Raw genomic sequence first — 21210 nt, forward strand, 5'->3', positions numbered from 1 at the left:
TACTACACCTCCTTCTGTATTTGAGCAAATGTTACAAGTGCTTTTTCTGCATTTATTTTAACATTTGTACTACCTATATCAAGCAATATATTCTCTATTTCTTTTTTCTTTTGTGGACAATATTTTACAAATGTTGGTATAGTAGAATATACATAATCTTTACTTTTTGCTGCCTTATTTGGTAAATAAAGCAATGTTTTGACATAATAAATATACAAATCGGGCTGCACTTTTTCTAAATGTTCAAACGCTTTTTCCATTTTTTCTGATAAATAAGATTTTACTGCTATGCAAGGGTGTTCTAGCATACGGAAAACAAATTTCTGAGGTGTTTTATCCCCATACCATTCTTCCAGTTTTTGCAAACCATATTGATATGCTCTTTCCACTGGGGAGTCCAACAATATCATGTGCATTTTTTCTCTTTTTTCTATTTCCATATTCTCAAATATACTTTGTGCGATTTTATTTAATGTACTTGCATTACACTCCATAAGCAACAGCATTGTTGTATTTCTTTCTATTAATGTATCTTTTAAAATGTCTACAATTTCTGTAAGTGTTTTTACTACTTTTGCTGTGCCTGTTTCCAATATAGACAGTATTATGCCATCTTTAAGCATATTGTCCTCTTTTACCGCTTTTAACAATGCAATTGTATTATAATTTCTCTCTGATATTGTACTATGTTTTAGTTCAATATTTTGTAATGTTTCTTTTAGTTGTTCATATGGTAAATAGAATATTACATTTTCTGCAATTTCAGTCATAAATTCTGGCATTTTTTTATTGTTTAACAGCAATACAATAAAATGCTTCATAAGTGTTTGTTTTTGTGTTATTGTTGCAGTATCTAATTTTTTTACAGAGTTTTGAAGCAATTCAATGATATTTTCTGGATACTCTATATTTATATTAGAAGTCAGTTCTTTTATAAATGCTATATATTCTTCTGCATTAAATACATCTATATTTGTTTTTACTACTTCATACCAGTCTTCTATGGTATCCATACACAACATATTTGCTATATTTTCTGGACTGAATTTGCCATTTGTTTTTACAAAATATTCTTTTGCCACATTCTGCAATACTTCAGATTTCATATTCATTAGTGTTAACATAATTTCCGCATCAAATGCAGTCAATGCTTTCAATTTTGGCATTAACAATTCTTCAAAGAATTTCGAAAGTGACTGATTTGGTACTTGAGAAAGTTGTATCAATTCTTTTAGTTCAAATTCAGGAAGCAAATTTTGTTTTTGTGCCTCTTGCAATACTTCATAGCAAAAATAAAGCACATCATTATGTGTAGAATTTTTTACGATATACATAATATCATCTATATGCCTATACCATACTTCTTTTTTTTCAAAATATTTATCAATGAAAAAAGAACTACCATACATAACATCATAATATTGCTTACTTGCAAGAAATTCTCTCGTCATCTCTACAAATTTATTTTCATCTGTTGCCTTATAATTATCCCATATTCTTCTGAGGTATCTTTGATAATATTTATATGCCTCCTCATTGGTGTTTTTAAGATAATTTTTTGTTCTTTGTGAATCAATATAATACGTAATTTTTCCTATAGCATCAGCCATATCATATGCCCTTGCCATTTGTATGGTATTTTTAAATGCAATATTATTGATATTTTTGCCATCTGTATAGGTATTTTTATCATACAATTTTTGGCTACCATACTGCATAACCCAATAATTATTATAAATATCACTATAATTACCACGACTTTGTTCTATATATTCCTCTAATTCTTTACCTGTCAATGTTTTACCATAAACTTTTAACCTTTTTACATGAAAATCCATTTCAGGCAATGTTTTGTATATAAATTCTTTTTGCTTTTGTATTAATTTTTCATCAAATACACTGATGTAATTTTGAGCAAAACGTATCAATCCATTATGATATTCTTTTTTTGCCCACCATGTTTCACTTTTTACAATTTCTTTTGCTTTTTCAAGCAATATAGGGTTTTTATCTATTGTAAGCTGTTCGAATATACCACAAGCCAGTTCTACACTTGCAACTTTAAATACTTTTTCATATTCTTCTACAGAAGGACTACTTTTGATAAATTCCTTCATTTTTTTAATTCTGCTATACAATCTTTGTTTTGAAAACATATCATATACAATGTTATAATATTTACTATTTTTTTCAAAACCAAATAATGTACTTGGGTCTTCTATTATCTCAAAATCTTCAAATGTAATATTATTTTGTTTGAAATATGTCACATAGTCTTCATATTTTGTTTGTTTATAATAATCTAACTCCGCCTTTTGTTCTAATTCGTAAAATTCTTTCACAATATAGTTGTCGTCAATAATGAGATGTCTTATGTACCTACGTTGCTCTCTATTATAATCCCATTTTTCTTTTGCCGTTTTATATCCTCTTTTATAACAGAGCAACTTTTCTTCTATATAATAATATGTATTGGGAATAGAAGGTAAATGTTCCTTCTCGCCATGAAATACTGCATAATGTGTATACTTTACTACTGGTTGTAATAAATAACCATTCATATAATATTGATTAGAAGACTTTTTTACTCCTATTTCAACTCCTTGTATACCATATAATACCAGCAAACAATTATTTTCTTTGCTGTCTTTTCCCCACAGCATTATTTTACGAATTGGGTCGTTATTATAATAAAGTCTTTGTTTTTGTTCTTCTGTCAATTCAGACATTAGTATAAATTTTTCTCGTGCCATTAATAGAAATCCCTTCTTTCTCTCTATAATATTTTTTGCTGCACAATATTACTTTTCAAAAACAAACAAAATAATTAGCATATTTACATTATAGCCGTGAAACAAATTAACATTACATTATTTATAGAAATACTATATTGAACAATTTACAAATATTTCTATGATAATTATACAGATTTTTATTTCATTTTTCAAGTAATATTATAAAATATTATGAAAATATGTAAAAAAAGTTGACATTTTAAATTACTATGTTATAATATTTTACAATAAAGGTTGAATTTTCTGGTCTGTTTACTTTGGAGTTGCTTCAAAGTTGTTTTTAAACTACCATTTCATCACAATGTTTTGCGTCACTCGCTCACTGCGACCGGTACTCTAGCTTTAAACAGTATCCTGCGGTAAAAGCCAGAGTACCGGTGCAGTGGCTAAAGTGTCAAAACAGTATATTATTTTGTTTGCAGAAAATTCAACCTATTCGTTTTTAAAATTTTATATTTGTAATTCATTGGCTTAGGTTTTCTGGTCTGTTTGCTTTGGAGTTGCTTCAAAGTTGTTTTTAAACTACCATTTCACCACAATGTTTTGCGTCACTCGCTCCTCCATGACACTAGATGAGGTAGGTTAAAGTATCCTTTGGAACTACCTCATCTAGTGTACGGAGGGCTAAAGTGTCAAAACAGGATATTTGTTTTGTTTGCAGAAAACCTAGCCTTTTTTTAAAATTTTATATTTGTAATTTATTGGCTTAGGTTTTCTGGTCTGTTTGCTTTGAAGTTGCTTCAAAGTTGTTTTTAAACTACCATTTCACCACAATGTTCTGCGTCATCGCACATCGATGTAAATATATTCAGTTATGACAGTAGCCTTCGGAAAACTAAATATATTTACGGATGTGCTGAAGTGTCAGAACAGTATATTTGTTTTGTTTGCAGAAAACCTAGCCTTTTTTTAAAATTTTATATTTGTAATTTATTTAAGTTAGATTTTCTGGTCTATTTACTTTGGAGTTGCTTCAAAGTTGTTTTTCAATTACTTTTTCATCACAATGTTCTACGCCACTCGCGACCATACGGCACCGCGGACGGGTTAAAACAGTATACTAGCGTTTAACCCGTCCGCGGTACGTATGGTGCTAAAGTGTTATAACAGTATATCTGTTTTGTTTGCAGAAAATCTAATTTTTTATGCTTTTATTCCTTATAATATCTATATTATAGGGAATTTTTTTTATAACACTTCAAAGGACAATGTACCATATTTCATTCTATTACATAGTATTGTAATAACTATTTTACAAGCTATTTTCAGGAGGTATTTTATATGAAAAAAAGTAAATCTGTAATAGCACTTTTTTTAACAGGTATATTGTCTTTTTCCCTTTTTACCGCTTGCTCCCAAAAACAAGAAACTGCTTTAATACCTGTTCGATTAAATGAAGTTGTGCATTCCGTTTTTTATGCTCCTCAATATGTGGCTCAAGAACTTGATTTTTTTGAACAGGAAGGTTTAGATGTTTCTGTTTCTATAGGGCAAGGTGCGGATAAATCCATGACTGCGCTTCTGTCTAATAATGCTGACATCGCCCTTCTTGGTACAGAGGCAGGTATTTATGTTTATAATGAAGGAAAACAAGATTATCCTTTAGCATTTGCTCAACTTACACAACGTGCTGGTAATTTTCTTGTTTCACGTGAGCCAGAACCCAATTTTCAATGGAGCGACGTCAAAGGAAAATCCATTATAGGGGGCAGAATTGGTGGTATGCCAGAATTAGTACTTGAATATGTACTCAAACAAAACGGTATTACACCTAACGAAGATATGGAATTGATAAACAACATTTCATACACTTCTACATCTGGTGCATTTGTGGGAGATATAGGAGATTATACTGTAGAATTTGAGCCTACTGCCACAGCACTCGAGCAGCAAGGAAACGGTTATATTGTTGCCTCACTAGGTACAGCAAGCGGTTATGTACCTTATACAGTATATATGTCTACAAGCGATTATATACAACAATATCCAGACGTAATACAAAAATTTACAAATGCCATTCAAAAAGGGCAAACATGGGTAAAAGAGCATACTTCAGAACAAATTGCTCAAGTAATACTTCCTCAATTTCCTGATACTGACATAGAAACACTTACTACAATTATTGAACGCTATAAACAGCAAAACACTTGGAAAGAAAATACAATTTTCGACAAAGATGGCTTTACTCTTATACAGGATATTATGGAGCAAGGCGGAGAACTTTCTGCTCGTATACCTTATGAAGATATGATAGTTACAGAATTTTCTGAAAATGCCATAAAATAAAATACTCCCCCCAACACAAAAGGAGCGTAGTTTTACGCTCCTTTTAAATATCTCTTTTTTCAAACAAACTTTCTATAGATACATCAAGCACTTTAGAAAGTCCATACAATTCAATATCTGTTACCATTCTTTGTTTTTCTTCTATTCTAGAAATAGAACCTCTACAAATATAAATCGCCATTGTTTCAAGTTTGTCTGATAATGTCTGCTGACTTAATCCCTTTTTAATACGTAATTCTTTTATTTTACTTCCTATCATATTTTTTTGTTTGCCTTCTATTATTCTCGCCATAAAAACCTGTCCTTTTGTATTGATTATGATAAAAGAGAAATAAAATTTTTGATTTATATTACTTTTATTGACAATATGAAAAGTAAATATTATGATTTATTATTTATTTGAGTTGATTGCTTTAAAGTAATATAATTATTTATAAAGCGTGTAGAAAATTCTATTTCTGTTTCATCTAAAGATAGCAAAAGCTGTTTTAATTTTATTTCATAGTATAGAGGTGAAAAATTATTTTTTAAAGCATGAATACTATCACAAAGAATATCGTCTAATGTGACATTTAATGCGTCTGCGATTATATTTAATTTCGCAATATTAAAAGTGCTAATATTACCTTTTTCAATATTGGCAATCGTTGATTGTGACATATTACATAAATTACCTAGTTCTTTTTGAGATAAATTCTTACGATTTCTGTGTTCTTTTATTCTTTTTCCTAAAGCGACAGCGTCAAACATTTTTAATTCGTTCCTTTTTTACTATAGATATAATCCAATATTGTATTATATAAAAATTTATATTCTTCATTTGAAAGAGAAATAGCTGTTCCATATAGTATGTTGTTTATATCAGATACTATATTAAAACTAGAGTAGTCATTTGAAGTCATACCAAAATAATTTATAATAAAAACAAATAAAGCAATAGAAGGAATATTTTTACCATTTTGTATTTTATATAAATAATCTTCACTTACATTTAATTCCTGTGCAAGTCGATATGCTGTTATATTGTTCATTTTACAAAGATTTTTAATTGCATTTCCAAATTTTACAGTGTCGAACATAAATCATCACCATATTTTAAAATACTTATTTAATAATGCTCTATTTGTTTTTTATATTTTATAAGAGATTGAACTGTGTTAATATAGAAATCAACATCTTCCTTTTCTAATGTCGTTAAAAGTTTTTCTAATTTCATTTGATATATAGAAACAGTATTATTTTTATTATTTGAAAATATTTCTAAACTATCGCATAAAAGTTCATCTAAATTAGTGTCTAATGCTTGTGCAATACAACTCAATTTATAAATATTTAACAAACTAATATTTCCTCTTTCTAATTCAGATATTCTAGTCTGAGAAGTGTTACATATACGTGATAATGCAGCTTGTGATAATCCCTTTCTCTTTCTAAAATGCTTTACTCTTTTACCTAATGCAACAGAATTAAATATTTTAATCACCCTCTATTTTTTTATTTGAAATATGATTTAATAAAATTTCATAAAGAAATTTATAATCTAAATCTGTAAAATCATTACAAAATGTTTGTTTTATATCTATATTTGTTTGAATAGGCATAAAGTTTTCTAAAGAAATTTTCCAATAATTTGCAATTAGAATGATTACCTCTATAGATGGCTTTGCAGTTCCTCTTTCTATTGCACCTAAATAAGACTCACTTAAATTTAATTCTTGTGAAACATCAAGTATTCTAATATGCTGTTTTTTTCTCAATTCTCTGATTGTTTTTCCAAACTTTTGTAAGTCAAACATCTATTATCACCAAAATAAAAAAATTTTCTTATTAAAATCATAAAGAAGTATTTTTATATAAATAATTTTAAAACGAATATTAAAAGTTTTAATTCAAATTGACATTTTTAATCATAGATTATATAATTAACTTAATATTATGAATTTTGATAATATGTATACTATAAAAAATATATAATAAGGAAGATGATATTATGCAATTTTCGCAAAGACTTAGAGAATTAAGAAAAGAACAAAATTTAACACAATCACAACTTTCTAGTTTGTTAAATTATAGTTATACTGCAATAGCAAATTATGAGAATGGAAGAAATGAGCCTCGTATGAGCGACTTTATAAAATTAGCGAATATACTAGGTGTAAGTACAGATTATTTATTAGGAAATTCTGATATAAAATATTTACAAGAAGATAGTTTATGGTTGGAAGAAGTGTATAAAATTCTGAAAAAAAGTCATATTAGTTTGACAAAAGCAGACCAGATATTCATTGATTTTATTTATTTTAATACTAAAAAAACAGCATTACAAAAAAATATCACACAACAAAATTTTAATGAAATATATAGTAAAATTATAAAAGAAAGTTCGCAATATTTATTAGAAACAATATTGTTGTTATTTCAAAATAAGTTATATTATAATATTATAAAAAGAAGCATTATAAATGAATTAAATATATAAAAAAAAGGAGTGTAAAACTACACTCCCTTTTTTAATACAATATTACAATGTAATTACTGTTCCCATCAATTTTACAAAATCTGCTACAATAGCAGCATCGCCAGGCCATGCTGGAGAAGTTACCAAATTACCATCAACAACTGTTTTATCTGCATCTACTGCAACATATGTGCCACCTGCTAATGTAATATCAGGGCCTACTGCTGGATAAGCTGTTGCTTTTTTACCTTTTAACACACCTGCTGCTGTTAATATTTGTGGACCATGACAAATCGCTGCAACTGGTTTATTTGCTTCAAAAAATTCTTTTACAATTTCAATTACTCTTGGTGTCAATCTTAAATATTCTGGAGAACGTCCCCCTGTGATAAACAATCCATTATAATCTGCTGTATTTACTTTATCAAAATCTGCTGTCAATGCAAAGTTATGACCTCTTTTTTCAGAATATGTTTGTTCGCCTTCAAAATCGTGTATCGCTGTTGTAATAATATCACCCGCTTTTTTATCTGGACAAACAACATCTACTTGATAGCCTATTGCCTGCAAAGCCTGAAATGGTACCATTGTTTCATAATCCTCTGTAAAATCTCCTGCTAACATTAACACTTTTTTCATGATATTGTCCTCCTTTTACATAGACCAAACTGATTTACTTTTTATTCCTTTCTAATAACAGTATAACGGAATTCCTAAAATATTGCAAATTTTTTTATAAAATGGTATCATAAAATAGTAAAAAAATTCATTCTAAAAAACTATGTTTTTTATTTATATGATACGATATTGACAAAAAGGAGTGTACTCTTATGGAATTAGAAAAAAATTTAAAACAAGCCGCAGATTATTTAAAACAACATACTGCTTTTCGTCCTAAAGTAGGCATTATATTAGGTTCTGGTTTAGGAAGTTATGGCGACAGTTTAAAAAATGCAGATTATATTTATTACAAAGATATTCCTCATTTTCCTATCTCTACAGTAGAAGGCCATGCAGGTAGATTTGCTATCAATGAAAATGTAATTTGTATGCAAGGTAGATTTCATTATTATGAAGGATACGATATGCTAGATGTTACATTCCCTATCAGAGTAATGAAGCTAATAGGCGTAGAAAAGCTTATTGTAACAAATGCTGCAGGCGGTGTGAACAAATCATTTACTTCTGGCGATTTAATGCTCATTACAGACCACATCAATATGCTAGGAAAAAATCCTCTCATAGGCAAAAATTTAGACAGTTTTGGTATTCGTTTTCCAGATATGTCAGAGGCTTATTCCAAAGAGCTTATAAATGAGGCAAAACAAATTGCAAAAAATATTGATTTGTCATTAAAAGAAGGTATTTATATGTACTTTTCTGGCCCTAGTTTTGAAACACCTGCTGAAGTACGTGCTGCTGCTATATTAGGTGCTGACGCCGTAGGTATGTCTACTGTACCTGAAGTAATTGTTGCAAATCATTGCGGTATTAAAGTATTAGGTATTTCCTGTGTTACAAATATGGCAGCGGGTGTTATGGAGCAGCCTCTTTCTCATATTGAAGTAATGGAAACAACAGAAAAAGTAAAATCAAAATTTGTAGAATTTGTAGCACAGTTAGTAGAGCAATTTTCAATGTAAATATAGTAGGGGGATTTTCCCCCTATTTTTTTGAAAGGAATGATACTATGGCAACAGTAAGCATTTGCATGATTGTAAAAAATGAACAAAAAGTATTACAACGTTGTTTAGAAAGTTTAAAAGGACTTTACGAAGAACTCATTATTGTAGATACAGGTTCTACAGACAATACTAAAAATATCGCTTCTGCTTATACAAACAAAATATATGATTTTATATGGATAGATGACTTTTCAGCTGCTAGAAATTTTGCTTTTTCTTTATGCACACAACAATATATTTATACTGTAGATGCAGACGAAGTGCTTAACGAAACAAACAGAAACAAATTTTTACTCTTAAAACAAAATATACTCCCTGAAATTGAAATTGTACAAATGTATTATGTTAATGTGCATAATGAAAACAGTGTTTACAATTTTCAAAAAGAACTAAGACCAAAATTATTTAAAAGATTGAGAGAATTTGAATGGATAGACCCTATACATGAAAGAGTACGTTTACAGCCTATTGTATACGACAGTGACATTGAAATACTACATATGCCAGAAGGAGAACACACTAACAGAGATTTAACCATACTTACAAAATTAGCACAACAGGGAAAAGTATTCTCTGATACGCTTTTTAATATGTATGCCAGAGAATTATTTAAAGCTGGTACAACACAACAGCTTATTACAAACAAAAATTACTTTTTAAATGTTTTTGAAAACAACGCACTAGGAGAAAAAAGACAGCTTTGTCAAATTATATTATCTAAAATTGCACTTATTGAAAATGATACTCACAGTTTTTTAAAGCACTGCCTCAGCCAAAAAGCAGAAGGTATTACAAGTGAAATTTGTTGTTTATTAGGAGAATATTTTTATAATCAAAATGATATACAAGAAGGTCTTTCATGGTATCAATATGCACTAGAAACACTTCCTTGTATAGACATTCATTGTTGCGGAGATAAAGCACTTTTTGCTATAGCAAAATGCTTTGAATTACTGGGACAGCAACAACAAGCACAATATTGGTTACAAATGGCTCAAAACTGGACACCTCCCGAGCAGTCAGACTAACATAAATAAGAAAGGAATGATAGTATTATGAAGCAATATAGTAAACAATTTCAACAAGCCATATTAAACAACAAATCATTTTTTATTGCTATAATATTATTTTCTATACTATTTCCTTGTATCAACTTTGTTACTTTTTTTATTGCTGCATTTAGAATAATTGATATGCCTATTTATCAATTATTATGGATAGCATTTTATGCCATCATTTTCAACATCATACTATTTCGAAATAATACACTATTGAGAATAGTATTGATTGGTATTAATATAGCATCTCTATTTATATGGTATTTTGTTTCTCTTATGGGAGGGCTATTTGGTATATTTACAAGTTTATGTTGTTCTATTATACCCTTTTTTCCCTTTTGGGTAAATTTATTTCGATAATATTCATAAAAGGCAAATACTATTTCAATTTGTATTTGCCTTTTATTTTCTATGCTCTTGGGTGTGCTTTTGTATATACTTCTTTTAAAGTTTCTTTCTCTTTTTTAACATATATTTGTGTAGTAGAAATATCAGAATGTCCCATCATTTCCTTTACAGACTGCAAATCTGCACCATTTTGCAACAAATGTGTTGCAAAAGAATGTCTTAGCATATGTGGTGTAATCTCTTTTTTAATATTCGCTTTTTCAGCATATGCTTTCAATATTTTCCAAAATCCTTGCCTAGACAAAGACCCTCCTGAACAATTTAAAAAAAGTTCATTATCATTTTTATTTGTTCTGGATTGTCCCCTCTCTAATAATACCGGTCTACTTTCTTGTAAATACTCCTGTATTGCTTGTTTTGCTCTACTACCAAAAGGTACTATTCTTTCTTTTTTACTTCCTTTACATTTAATACAGCTCAAATAAATATCTACATCTTCTACTTTTAATGACACCAACTCAGAAACTCTTATACCTGTAGCATACAACAGTTCTAGCATTGCCTTATCTCTTATCGTTCTGGCATCTTTTTCCTCTTTATCTGGTTGTTTTAAAAGTAATTCTACCTCCTCCAAAAGCAAATATTCAGGCATTGTTCTTTTCATTTTAGGGAGTTTTATTTCTGCTGCAGGATTTTCACCCATTTCTCCTATCGCATTCAAATATTGAAAAAATACTCTCAATGATGCAATTGTTCTTGATATAGTGGAAGTAGCTTTTTTTTGTTTTTTCATTTCATAAGTATAAGCTAATATTGTTGTTTTATTTACAACACTAAAATAAGGTATTTCCATTTTATTTAAGTATTTTATAAAGTTTTTTAAATCTCTGCCATAGGAAAGTATTGTATTTGCAGAGGCGTCTTTTTGATTTTTTAAATGTGATAGAAATGATGTTACTTTTTCTTCCATAGTAATATGCTCCTTTTTATATTATAAGATGACATAATGCCGATTTTTTTTATTTATTATACCTTATTTCTATAAAAAAGTCTACATAAATATACCATCATTTTAAAAGTACAACTAACATATTAATAAAACGACTTGACAGATATACCTCCACAAATGAAGCTGCTGCTATTGCCAACACAGAACCCCAAAGCAATATAGCATATTCTGTCCATATTCTTGTTACTTCTCTTTTTAATGCCCCTTTACCAGACTGCCCTTTTTTTTGTTCTAACCAAAAACAAAAAGCAAGCCATGTCATAAAAAAATAAATAGGCAACAATATCAAATTTTGAGGTAGCATAGCACATATTATAGCAAATATTCCTTTTGCTTGATATGTCATAAAAAGTACTGCCGCAGTATATCCCAATGAAATGCCCCTAAAAGCTAATACTCCCGCTGAAAGTATTGCCCCATAATAAAAGCAACCTCCCAACCATATCAATATATCATATTTTAAATATTTTAAAAATACACTCCAAACAGTAAGCGTATATTGTTGTTCTGTTTGAAATACTGTATTTATACTTTGCTGCAACATCTCTCTTTGTTCCAAAGACAAGCCATTCGCTAGTAATGCCCCTGCTATGGTAGAAAGTAAAAACAAAAGGCAAATCATGACAGCCATCATTTGCCTTTTTTGTTCTTTGTTTGCATCTTTTGGCATATAATTCCTCCTTTGGACAAGTCACTGCTTTCTTGTCCTATTTCAAATCATATGCACAACTTTATAATATTATGTTTTTTTATATCATTTTTTATTTAAAACAATTATTTTATTTTTTGGGACTGATAAGCATAAAGAAGTAATATTGTTTTTGCATCTTTTATTTCTCCTTTTGAAACCATATCAAGTGCCTGTTGTAATGTATATTTTTCTACTTCTATAAATTCATCTTCATCAAAATTTTGATGTCCTTTTTCCAAGCCTTCCGCAATATACAAATACAGCACTTCCATACAAAATCCTGGTGTAGGATACATTTCACATACAAACTGCAATTCTTTTGCTTTATAGCCCGTTTCTTCTTCTAATTCCCTTTTAGCACAATCACAAGCTTTTTCATCTGCTTCCATAATGCCTGCTGGCACTTCTAAAAGCATTTTTTTAAAAGGGTGTCTATACTGACGCACAAGTATGATATTCCCCATATTATCTACAGGCAATACTGCTGTTGCTGCTCCTCTTTCCACTACTTCTCTAAAAGCAGTATTTCCATCAGGTAACACAATTTCATCTTTTTTTACAGATAAAAAATTGCCTTTATATGCTGTTTCGCTCTTTATTACTTCATAATTCATGCTATTTCCTCCCTATTTATTGCAATTCTTTTACAAATTGTTCTATTCTATCCATACCTTTTCGTATTAGTTCCATAGAAGTAGCATATGACAAACGAATATAATCCTCCATACCAAAATCTGCACATGGTACTACTGCTACATATTTTTGTTCTAGCAATGCTTGTGCAAAATCTGCTGCACATTGTATTTGTTTTCCTTCTGCTTTTTTACCATATGTTTTTGAAACATCTACAAACAAATAAAATGCTCCTTCTGGTTTGAGTGCAGAAAGCATAGCGATATTTTGTTCTCTCTCAAATATATAATCTCTCCTTTTTTTAAATTCTTCTGTCATATCTTCTACACACTTTTGAGAGCCTTTTAAAGCTGCTACAGTTGCCTTTTGTGCTATAGAATTTGGGTTTGATGTCATATGAGATTGCAAAGCACTAATACATTTTGCTATTTCTTTTGGTGCTGCTGTAAAGCCAATTCTCCAACCTGTCATAGCATAGCTTTTTGATACTCCATTGATTACAATTGTTTTATTATAAATTTCTTTTCCCAATGATGCAATGCTAATGTGTTTTTTATCTTTTTCATATATCAGCTTTTCATATATTTCATCTGAAATTACAAAAACATTTTTCTCTAAAGCAAATTCTGCTATTATTTTTAAATCTTCTACTGTAGAAACCATTCCTGTTGGATTAGATGGGCTTGTAATAATAATTGCTTTTGTTTTTGCTGTATAGGCATCAAGCATTTCTTGTTTTGTCATCATAAAATGATTTTCTTTTTTGGTATATACCATTACAGGAACACCTCCCGCAATTTTTACCATTTCAGAATAACTCAGCCAATAAGGTGCAGGTATAATCACCTCATCTCCTTCATTGAGTATAGCCATAAATGTATTCATAAGAGAATGTTTTGCACCATTACTAATAATAATTTGTTCTGGCTGATATAGTATGTCATTATCTTTTTTTAGTTTTTCACACACCGCTTGTCTTAATTCCATTGTACCTGATGCTGGAGTATATCTTGTTTCGCCACTTTTTATCGCTTCTATTGCTGCATCACAAATATGTTTTGGAGTATCAAAATCTGGTTCTCCTACTCCAAATGTAACAACATCTATACCCTCTGATTTTAATTGTGCAGCTTTTGCTGAAATTGCTAATGTAGAAGATGGTTTGATTTTTAATGCTCTTTTTGATAATTCCATATTTTTTCTCCTTTTTGCTATTACAATTTATATATTATACTAAAACTATCTTTCAAATTACTTTATTGTATATATTAGCACTGTAACACATTGCTTGTAAATATCAAATGCTATATTTTAACATTTTTTAGCAACAACTTTTTTATATGTTATAAATATATACATAAAAAATCATCGTTTTATAAAGCAATGTTGTCACGTCTTACAAAGAATTGGACTTTATTGACAGAAATAAAATAATTTTGTAATATAGTTATAATCTCCTGTCTATACAGACAGGAGATTTTACGAATAAAATATAATGAGGTATAAAAATATGGCGATTATAGTAAACAAACAATGTAATACTTTTACATTACAAACAAAAAATTCTACTTATCAAATGAAAGTAGACAAATATGGTGTTCTACTTCATTGCTACTATGGTGAAAAAACAGACAATACTGATAAATCTCTTTTATATTATCATGCAGACAGAGGTTTCTCTGGTAACATTTACGAAGCTGCAAAATTAGATGATAGAACATATTCATTAGACTCTCTTTCACAAGAATATAGTGGCTTTGGTATAGGAGATTACAGAATTACAGCTTTAAGAACAAAAAATGCAGATGGCAGCCAAGCAACACAACTACGTTATGTAGGGTATTGTATTCAAAAGGGCAAATATACCATTGACGGATTACCTGCGGTATATGCAGACGATACACAGTCAGAAACACTTATTATTCAACTTCAAGATATTTACACTGGTTTAGAAGTTTCTCTTTATTATGGCGTACTAGAACAATTAGACATTATTACTCGTGCTGTTAAAATTACAAACAAATCAACAACAGATATTACATTGCAAAAAGCAGCAAGCTGTCATATAGATTGGGAATATAGTGATTTTGATTTTATTTCTTTTTATGGCAGACACAGCATGGAACAAAACATACAAAGAACAAAAATTCATCATGGTATACAATCTATAGGAAGTATTAGAGGTATCAGCAGCCACCAATACAATCCTTTTGTAATGTTATGTGAAAGTAATGCTAATGAAACAATGGGTAGCTGTTATGGTTTTTCATTTGTATACAGCGGAGAATTTTCAATTGAAATAGAAAAAGACCAAATTGACAGAACAAGATTGATTTGTGGTATTCATAGCGATAATTTTGAATGGACATTACATAGTAATGACACTCTTTTCCTTCCAGAAGTGATTATGACACATAGCCAATATGGTACGGGTGGCGTCAGCAGAAATTTACACAAAGTTATAAGAGAACATATTTGCAGAGGCATATGGAAAAACAAACGCAGACCTATTTTAATAAACAGCTGGGAAGCTGCCTATTTTGATTTTACAGGAGAAACACTTGTTAACATTGCAAAAGAAGCTTCAAAATTAGGCATAGAATTGTTTGTTATGGACGATGGTTGGTTTGGAAAAAGACAAGATGACAACAGTGGTTTAGGAGATTGGTTTGCTAATGAAAAAAAACTTGGCTGTACATTAAAAGAACTGTCAAAGCGTATTACTGCACAAGGTATACAATTTGGTATTTGGATTGAACCAGAAAGCATATCACAAGACAGCGATTTATATAGAGCTCACCCAGAATGGGCTGTACAAATTCCTCAAAGAAAACCTTGTTTCAGTAGAAATCAACTAATACTAGACTTTTCAAGAAAAGATGTACAAGATTATATCATACAAGTTATATCTGATTTAATTACAGACGCTTCTGTTAGCTATATCAAATGGGATTTTAACAGAGCTATTTGTGACAAATTCAGTTGCTTACTTCCTCCAGAAAGACAAGGAGAGTTTTCTCACAGATATATACTCGGTTTATATAGAGTATTAGAAAAATTAACAACAAAATTTACTGAAGTATTATTTGAAAGTTGTGGCGGAGGTGGTGCAAGATTTGACACAGGAATGCTTTATTATACCCCTCAAATTTGGGGCAGCGACAACACAGATGCTATAGAAAGATTAAGTATACAATACGGTGCTTCTTTTGGCTATCCTATTTCTGTTATGGGTACTCATGTTTCTGCTGTTCCTAATCACCAAACTGCACGTGTTACACCTCTTTCTACAAGAGCCTGCATGGCTATGTCTGGTACATTTGGTTATGAACTTGATATTGCAAAATTGACAGATACAGAAAAACAACAAATTAAAAAGCATATTGCTGCATTTCAAAAATATTATGCTCTTATACAATATGGTGACTACTACAGAATATCTACTCCATTAGAAGGCAGTTGCACTATATGGGAATTTGTAAATACAGATGGTACAGAAGCATTAGTCAATGCAGTTTATCATCATGTGCAGGCAAATGCTACACCCGTTAGAGCTAAAGTTTATGGTTTAAAAGATACTCAAATGTATCAGCTTTCATTAAATGAATATTTTACAGAACAGTGCCCTCAAAAACAGCTTCCTTATGGCTTTCGTTCTGGAGAATTGATTAGTGGTGCTTCATTAAGACAAGTCGGTTTTGTAATACCAAGTGCAATAATTGATTTTCAATCATGGCAAATTTATATCAAACAATGTTAATAAAAAAAGGTAGAACAGTTTTGTTCTGCCTTTTTCTATTGAGTATATTGTTATTACACTTTTATTTCTTTCTCTGCATATAAATTCCTACTATTCTACCAATTACTGCTGCCGCAACAATAACACCAATTCCAAAAAGTCGTATCGCAAGCAATGGTTTTGATTGTTCTATAGGCTGTACAAATAATTTTGATTTTTCATTTAGCTGATATTTCATTTCATACTGAAAAATGTGGTCATCTATTATAATACGACTACCGTCATATTGTATTTGTTGTCCTTCTTGTAACTGTAAAAAATAATATAGTTTCCATTGATTACAATATAAACTTTTTACATAAGTTGCAACTGCCTGCTGTCCTTTTTTATTTTCAAAAAAAATCGTTTTACTATTATTATAATTATATTCTTCTATTACAGAGCCTTCTGCCATTCCTCTTTGAGAAATCTCATTTAAAAAATGACTTTCAATATTCTTTTCTGCTACAGTATGTATTGTCATTCCATTTAAAAAAAACATCACTAATACAACTGCTATAATGAAAAAAAACATTGTAATAATACGATTTATTTTATTTATCATATTTCACCTCAAAATAGTATTCTTTTTCATAAAAAAGCTTGAGGCAATATTTCTCCTCAAGCTTCAAACTGTTTTTATTTTGCATATTCTACAGCTCTTGTTTCCCTTATCAAATTTACTTTGATTTGTCCTGGGTATTCTAATTCTTCTTCTATTTTTTTTGCAATATCTCTTGCCAATAATGTCATATCATCATCTCCAACATCTTCTGGTACAATAACAATACGCAATTCTCGGCCTGCTTGTATTGCAAATGATTTTTCGACACCTTTAAAATTATCTGCAATTTCTTCCAGTTTTTCAAGCCTTTTAATATAGGACTCTAATGTTTCTCGTCTTGCTCCTGGTCTTGCCGCAGAAATAGCATCTGCTGCTTGTACCAACACCGCAATAATACTCTCAGGCTCTACATCACCATGATGTGCTTCTACTGCATTGATAACAACTGCGGACTCTTTATATTTTTTACAAAGTCCCACTCCTATATTTACGTGAGAGCCTTCCATTTCATGGTCAACACTTTTTCCTATATCATGCAGCAAACCTGCACGCTTTGCTATGCTTGCATCTATTCCTAACTCTGATGCCATCAATCCCGTCAAATGTGCTACCTCTATAGAATGTTTTAACACATTTTGACCATAGCTTGTACGATATTTCAGTTTTCCTAAAAGGCGTATCAATTCTGGGTGAAGTCCATTGACACCTGTTTCAAATGTAGCTGCTTCTCCTTCATCTCTTATAATGACATCTACTTCTTTTTTTGCTTTTTCGACCATTTCTTCAATGCGTGATGGGTGTACACGTCCATCTACAATTAACTTTTCAAGTGCAATTCTTGCAATTTCTCTACGTATTGGGTCAAATCCAGACAATATTACTGCCTCTGGTGTGTCGTCAATAATCAAGTCAATACCTGTTAATGTTTCCAGTGCTCGTATATTTCTTCCTTCACGCCCTATTATTCTACCTTTCATTTCATCATTTGGTAGCTGTACTACAGATACAGTTGTTTCTGCAACATGGTCTACAGCACATTTTTGTATAGCATTTGCTACAATTTCTCTAGAACGTCTATCTGCCTCCAATTTTGCTTTGCTTTCCATTTCTTTAATCATTACAGTTGCTTCATGTTTTACTTCATTTTCAACACTTGCCAATATATAGCTTTTGGCTTCTTCCAGTGTTAAACCTGATATTCTTTCCAGTTCCTGCAATCGCTTTTGCTGTAACTGATTTATTTCTTCTTTTTGCCTTTCCAGCTCTTCCATTTTTTTAGACATTTGTTCCTCTTTTTTTTCATAAGACTCTACTTTTCTATCTAAAGCGTCTTCTTTTTGCAACAAACGTCTTTCATTTCTTTGCAATTCATTTCGTCTGTCACGTGACTCTTTTTCTACTTCGTTTTTCATACGAATACTTTTTTCTTTTGCCTCTAATAATATTTCTTTCTTTTTCGCTTCTGCATTTCTCGTTGCTTCATCTACTATTTTATCTGCTCTTTCTTCTGCTACGCCAACTTTTGCCTCTGCGATGCGTTTTCTATAGTGAAAGCCCATTATAGCTCCAAATAGTATTCCCACAATAATGCCTACTATAGTGATTAGCCCGTCTATGAAAAACACCTCCCCTATTTTTATTTTTTTCATTGTATTGTATCAAAAAAATGGTATTTTTTTCTGAAAAGATTTACATTTTGTGCAAGATACACCCCTTCTATTTTAGAACGTTTCTATACGCCTGTCAAGACAGAACTTAAAAGCTCCTTTTCTCTTTTGTATTGAAAAACGCTTATAAAATTTTTCCATCATCAAAATGATGAGATAGGTAGTAATTTAATATAGCTTATTAGCTGATAAATTGTAATTGTTATTTTACATTAACTGCTTCGGTTTTTGCCCGTGTATAAACAACATATTCAAATAATTTTCTATACAATCAGCTGATAAGAAAATACTGTCATCAAATAACGTATAAATTTTTTTGCTTTTAGCAACACAGCTTATTCCATCTGGTGCAACAGTCCCTATGAGAAATAGTTCTTCACCTATCACCTGCTCTGCCGTTTTCAAATCAATTACAATGTCAATGTCTAAAAAAGCAGCCCACGCATCAAAAGTAAATGTTGCTCCGTTGTAGGTATCAATAGATTTCTTTCCGCTTAGACTATTTAATCGTTCCAAAGGACGCAGATACTCTTTCTCCAAACGATTGACATCACCATCGCATTTTTCTAAAAAATATTGTCCACATTTCGGTGAGTACTCTCGAAACTTCATGCCTCCAAATAAATGTAAAATTTTACTTGCATACTCAAAGCATTTCATGTCACTTTCTTGTTCTATTTTTTCTATCCAACTATCCGCTAAAAGAAAATTCCTTTTTTCTGTCCAGCCGTTATCTATCAAAACTAAATACACATATTCGTCTATCAATGAGATATTTATACGACTCACTCCTTCATGTTCTGATTTATCAAATCTATATTTTCACACTTTCTTACATCAAACATTCCAAACATCATATTTTCATTCTCTACACAAATTATTTTTTTATTGAACTCTTTTTCTAATTCTTTTTGAAATATTTGCTTTTCTCCACAAAATGTATTTAAAACTGTTTTATTCGCTTCTACTACAACACTTTTATAAATTGTATTTTCAAACAATGCAACAACTTCCTGTCTTATTTGTGCCACAACAGTATATAGAGAAGGTACTTGTCCTATACCATCACAACATTTACATTTTACCATCATTGTCTGTTGTAAAGAAGGTCTTGCTTTTTTTCTTGTCATTTGTAACAGTCCCAGTTCTGTCATACCTACTACTGCTGTTTTCATAGTATCTTTTTTAACTGCCTGTTTTACTGCTTTTATTACTGTTTCTTTATATTGCTGTTCTGTCATATCTATAAAGTCAACAATAATTATGCCTGATAAATTTCTTAATCTAAGCTGTTTTGCAATTTCTTCTGCTGCTTCCAAATTTGTTTTCAATATTGTTTTTTCTAAATTCTTTTTTCCTGTATATTTTCCTGTATTGACATCAATTACAACGCAAGCCTCTGTTTGTTCTATTATTATAAATCCGCCACTTTTAAGCCATACTTTTTTTTCTAATGCTTTTTGTGACTGCTTTTGTACATAATATTGTGCAAAAAGAGAACTCTTTTTTTCTGATAGTACTACATTGTTATATTCTTTACTAATTTCATTAAAAATATTTTTATCATTTACTACAATTTCATCTATATTTGCTGTATAAATATCTCTTAACTGTTTTAGTACTACATTACCATATTCATACAATAATGCAGGAGGTTTTACATATTGCCCTTGTTGTTTTATTTTTTCTGCTCTTTTTACAAGCATATCTATTTCTAATTGAAATTCACTTTCTGTTTTTGTTTCTCCATTTGTTCTTACAATGACGCTATAATTATCAGGCAATATATTTTTTATACATTTTTCAATACGTATTTTTTGTTGTTTTTGTTCTATTTTTTTAGATATACCTATTTCACCTGCTTCATCAGGTAACAACACAACAAATTTTCCTGCTAATGAAATATGGTCTGTTACAACAGCCCCTTTTTTAGCTACAGCATCTTTTTGCACTTGTACTATTACAGTATCCCCCACTTTAGGCTTTTTACTTTTTTGTTCTGGTTTGTCTGTTTCTGCTCTGTTATTGCCATAATAATAATACGCATTTTTTTGTTCTCCTATATTGACAAATGCTGACTGCATACCAGACAGCACCGCCTCTACTCTAGCAGCATAAATATTGCCTACAATACTCTTATTTTGTTTGTTCTCAACAAAATATTCTACTAACTGTCCTTGCTCTACAACACCTATATTAATTTGATGTGCAGAACAATCCACAAGTATTCTATTCAT

The 21210-nt window shown here is 30.3% G+C and carries 21 protein-coding genes; 6 read left to right on the forward strand and 15 right to left on the reverse strand.

Annotated elements, in window-relative coordinates; all coding sequences use genetic code 11:
* Positions 1–2: 2 nt before the first annotated feature.
* On the reverse strand, positions 3–2753 hold the full coding sequence (locus tag C820_RS00315) for a hypothetical protein (protein WP_004036388.1): 2751 nt from the start codon (positions 2751–2753) through the stop codon (positions 3–5).
* A gap of 1323 nt (positions 2754–4076) precedes the next feature.
* Here C820_RS00315 and C820_RS00320 point away from each other — a divergent pair.
* A complete protein-coding gene (locus C820_RS00320; RefSeq protein ID WP_004036386.1) occupies positions 4077–5081 on the forward strand; it encodes an ABC transporter substrate-binding protein in 1005 nt (334 codons plus the stop codon).
* A 43-nt stretch (positions 5082–5124) separates the two neighbouring features.
* On the opposite strand, the gene C820_RS00325 is transcribed toward C820_RS00320, so the two are convergent.
* The 5 genes from C820_RS00325 to C820_RS00345 form a co-directional block, all read right to left on the reverse strand.
* The gene (locus C820_RS00325; RefSeq protein ID WP_004036384.1) at positions 5125–5373 is read right to left on the reverse strand and encodes a helix-turn-helix domain-containing protein; all 249 of its coding nucleotides are present in this window, start codon (positions 5371–5373) and stop codon (positions 5125–5127) included.
* Positions 5374–5462: 89 nt separating this feature from the next.
* Complete coding sequence (locus C820_RS00330; protein ID WP_004036382.1) at positions 5463–5831, reverse strand: helix-turn-helix domain-containing protein; 369 nt, start codon at positions 5829–5831, stop codon at positions 5463–5465.
* A 2-nt stretch (positions 5832–5833) separates the two neighbouring features.
* On the reverse strand, positions 5834–6160 hold the full coding sequence (locus C820_RS00335) for a helix-turn-helix domain-containing protein (protein WP_004036380.1): 327 nt from the start codon (positions 6158–6160) through the stop codon (positions 5834–5836).
* 29 nt (positions 6161–6189) lie between these two features.
* The gene (locus C820_RS00340; RefSeq protein WP_004036379.1) at positions 6190–6564 is read right to left on the reverse strand and encodes a helix-turn-helix domain-containing protein; all 375 of its coding nucleotides are present in this window, start codon (positions 6562–6564) and stop codon (positions 6190–6192) included.
* Positions 6557–6877 (reverse strand): helix-turn-helix domain-containing protein, encoded by a 321-nt coding sequence (locus C820_RS00345; RefSeq protein WP_004036378.1) that lies wholly within the window; start codon positions 6875–6877, stop codon positions 6557–6559. Before C820_RS00345 ends, C820_RS00340 begins: the two co-directional genes overlap by 8 nt.
* A 194-nt stretch (positions 6878–7071) precedes the next feature.
* Between C820_RS00345 and C820_RS00350 the strand changes: the two genes are divergently transcribed.
* Positions 7072–7560, forward strand: a complete 489-nt coding sequence (locus C820_RS00350; protein ID WP_004036377.1) for a helix-turn-helix domain-containing protein — start codon at positions 7072–7074, stop codon at positions 7558–7560.
* A 42-nt stretch (positions 7561–7602) separates the two neighbouring features.
* Here the strand turns inward: C820_RS00350 and C820_RS00355 are convergent, their stop codons facing one another.
* On the reverse strand, positions 7603–8178 hold the full coding sequence (locus C820_RS00355) for a DJ-1/PfpI family protein (RefSeq protein WP_004036376.1): 576 nt from the start codon (positions 8176–8178) through the stop codon (positions 7603–7605).
* 191 nt (positions 8179–8369) lie between these two features.
* Between C820_RS00355 and C820_RS00360 the strand changes: the two genes are divergently transcribed.
* Genes C820_RS00360 through C820_RS00370 form a run of 3 tightly spaced genes read left to right on the forward strand, consistent with a single transcriptional unit; the run spans position 8370 to position 10642 of the window.
* Entirely contained in the window at positions 8370–9182 is an 813-nt protein-coding gene (locus C820_RS00360; protein WP_004036369.1) for a purine-nucleoside phosphorylase, read from the forward strand.
* Positions 9183–9229: 47 nt separating this feature from the next.
* Complete coding sequence (locus tag C820_RS00365) at positions 9230–10252, forward strand: glycosyltransferase family 2 protein (RefSeq protein ID WP_004036367.1); 1023 nt, start codon at positions 9230–9232, stop codon at positions 10250–10252.
* 27 nt (positions 10253–10279) lie between these two features.
* Entirely contained in the window at positions 10280–10642 is a 363-nt protein-coding gene (locus C820_RS00370) for a hypothetical protein (RefSeq protein WP_004036366.1), read from the forward strand.
* Positions 10643–10691: 49 nt separating this feature from the next.
* On the opposite strand, the gene xerD is transcribed toward C820_RS00370, so the two are convergent.
* From xerD to C820_RS00390, 4 genes are all read right to left on the reverse strand, one after another.
* Positions 10692–11600 carry a site-specific tyrosine recombinase XerD gene (gene xerD, locus C820_RS00375; RefSeq protein WP_004036364.1) on the reverse strand — a complete coding sequence of 303 codons (909 nt, stop codon included), beginning with the start codon at positions 11598–11600 and terminating at the stop codon, positions 10692–10694.
* A 97-nt stretch (positions 11601–11697) separates the two neighbouring features.
* Complete coding sequence (locus C820_RS00380; protein WP_004036362.1) at positions 11698–12309, reverse strand: stage II sporulation protein M; 612 nt, start codon at positions 12307–12309, stop codon at positions 11698–11700.
* 104 nt (positions 12310–12413) lie between these two features.
* A complete protein-coding gene (locus C820_RS00385; protein WP_004036361.1) occupies positions 12414–12944 on the reverse strand; it encodes an NUDIX domain-containing protein in 531 nt (176 codons plus the stop codon).
* 16 nt (positions 12945–12960) lie between these two features.
* The gene (locus C820_RS00390) at positions 12961–14157 is read right to left on the reverse strand and encodes a pyridoxal phosphate-dependent aminotransferase (protein WP_004036359.1); all 1197 of its coding nucleotides are present in this window, start codon (positions 14155–14157) and stop codon (positions 12961–12963) included.
* Positions 14158–14473: 316 nt separating this feature from the next.
* Here C820_RS00390 and C820_RS00395 point away from each other — a divergent pair, with 316 nt between their 5' ends.
* On the forward strand, positions 14474–16723 hold the full coding sequence (locus C820_RS00395; protein WP_004036357.1) for an alpha-galactosidase: 2250 nt from the start codon (positions 14474–14476) through the stop codon (positions 16721–16723).
* A 61-nt stretch (positions 16724–16784) separates the two neighbouring features.
* Here C820_RS00395 and C820_RS00400 read toward each other — a convergent pair whose 3' ends face one another.
* From C820_RS00400 to C820_RS00415, 4 genes are all read right to left on the reverse strand, one after another.
* On the reverse strand, positions 16785–17306 hold the full coding sequence (locus C820_RS00400) for a hypothetical protein (protein WP_004036356.1): 522 nt from the start codon (positions 17304–17306) through the stop codon (positions 16785–16787).
* A gap of 74 nt (positions 17307–17380) precedes the next feature.
* A complete protein-coding gene (gene rny / locus C820_RS00405; RefSeq protein ID WP_051057756.1) occupies positions 17381–18955 on the reverse strand; it encodes a ribonuclease Y in 1575 nt (524 codons plus the stop codon).
* A 225-nt stretch (positions 18956–19180) separates the two neighbouring features.
* Positions 19181–19762, reverse strand: coding sequence for an SUKH-3 domain-containing protein (locus C820_RS00410; protein WP_004036352.1), 582 nt, complete (start codon positions 19760–19762; stop codon positions 19181–19183).
* On the reverse strand, positions 19759–21210 hold the full coding sequence (locus C820_RS00415; RefSeq protein ID WP_004036350.1) for an Rne/Rng family ribonuclease: 1452 nt from the start codon (positions 21208–21210) through the stop codon (positions 19759–19761). Before C820_RS00415 ends, C820_RS00410 begins: the two co-directional genes overlap by 4 nt.

The organism is Clostridium sp. MD294 (assembly GCF_000364165.2).
GTDB lineage: Bacteria > Bacillota > Clostridia > Lachnospirales > Anaerotignaceae > Coprocola.

Coding starts and splice junctions, on each gene's coding strand:
- C820_RS00315 (WP_004036388.1), bottom strand. CDS start 2,753: ATGGCACGAGAAAAATTTATACTAATGTCTGAATTGACAGAAGAACAA.
- C820_RS00320 (WP_004036386.1), top strand. CDS start 4,077: ATGAAAAAAAGTAAATCTGTAATAGCACTTTTTTTAACAGGTATATTG.
- C820_RS00325 (WP_004036384.1), bottom strand. CDS start 5,373: ATGGCGAGAATAATAGAAGGCAAACAAAAAAATATGATAGGAAGTAAA.
- C820_RS00330 (WP_004036382.1), bottom strand. CDS start 5,831: ATGTTTGACGCTGTCGCTTTAGGAAAAAGAATAAAAGAACACAGAAAT.
- C820_RS00335 (WP_004036380.1), bottom strand. CDS start 6,160: ATGTTCGACACTGTAAAATTTGGAAATGCAATTAAAAATCTTTGTAAA.
- C820_RS00345 (WP_004036378.1), bottom strand. CDS start 6,877: ATGTTTGACTTACAAAAGTTTGGAAAAACAATCAGAGAATTGAGAAAA.
- C820_RS00350 (WP_004036377.1), top strand. CDS start 7,072: ATGCAATTTTCGCAAAGACTTAGAGAATTAAGAAAAGAACAAAATTTA.
- C820_RS00355 (WP_004036376.1), bottom strand. CDS start 8,178: ATGAAAAAAGTGTTAATGTTAGCAGGAGATTTTACAGAGGATTATGAA.
- C820_RS00360 (WP_004036369.1), top strand. CDS start 8,370: ATGGAATTAGAAAAAAATTTAAAACAAGCCGCAGATTATTTAAAACAA.
- C820_RS00365 (WP_004036367.1), top strand. CDS start 9,230: ATGGCAACAGTAAGCATTTGCATGATTGTAAAAAATGAACAAAAAGTA.
- C820_RS00370 (WP_004036366.1), top strand. CDS start 10,280: ATGAAGCAATATAGTAAACAATTTCAACAAGCCATATTAAACAACAAA.
- xerD (WP_004036364.1), bottom strand. CDS start 11,600: ATGGAAGAAAAAGTAACATCATTTCTATCACATTTAAAAAATCAAAAA.
- C820_RS00380 (WP_004036362.1), bottom strand. CDS start 12,309: ATGCCAAAAGATGCAAACAAAGAACAAAAAAGGCAAATGATGGCTGTC.
- C820_RS00385 (WP_004036361.1), bottom strand. CDS start 12,944: ATGAATTATGAAGTAATAAAGAGCGAAACAGCATATAAAGGCAATTTT.
- C820_RS00390 (WP_004036359.1), bottom strand. CDS start 14,157: ATGGAATTATCAAAAAGAGCATTAAAAATCAAACCATCTTCTACATTA.
- C820_RS00395 (WP_004036357.1), top strand. CDS start 14,474: ATGGCGATTATAGTAAACAAACAATGTAATACTTTTACATTACAAACA.
- C820_RS00400 (WP_004036356.1), bottom strand. CDS start 17,306: ATGATAAATAAAATAAATCGTATTATTACAATGTTTTTTTTCATTATA.
- rny (WP_051057756.1), bottom strand. CDS start 18,955: ATGAAAAAAATAAAAATAGGGGAGGTGTTTTTCATAGACGGGCTAATC.
- C820_RS00415 (WP_004036350.1), bottom strand. CDS start 21,210: ATGAATAGAATACTTGTGGATTGTTCTGCACATCAAATTAATATAGGT.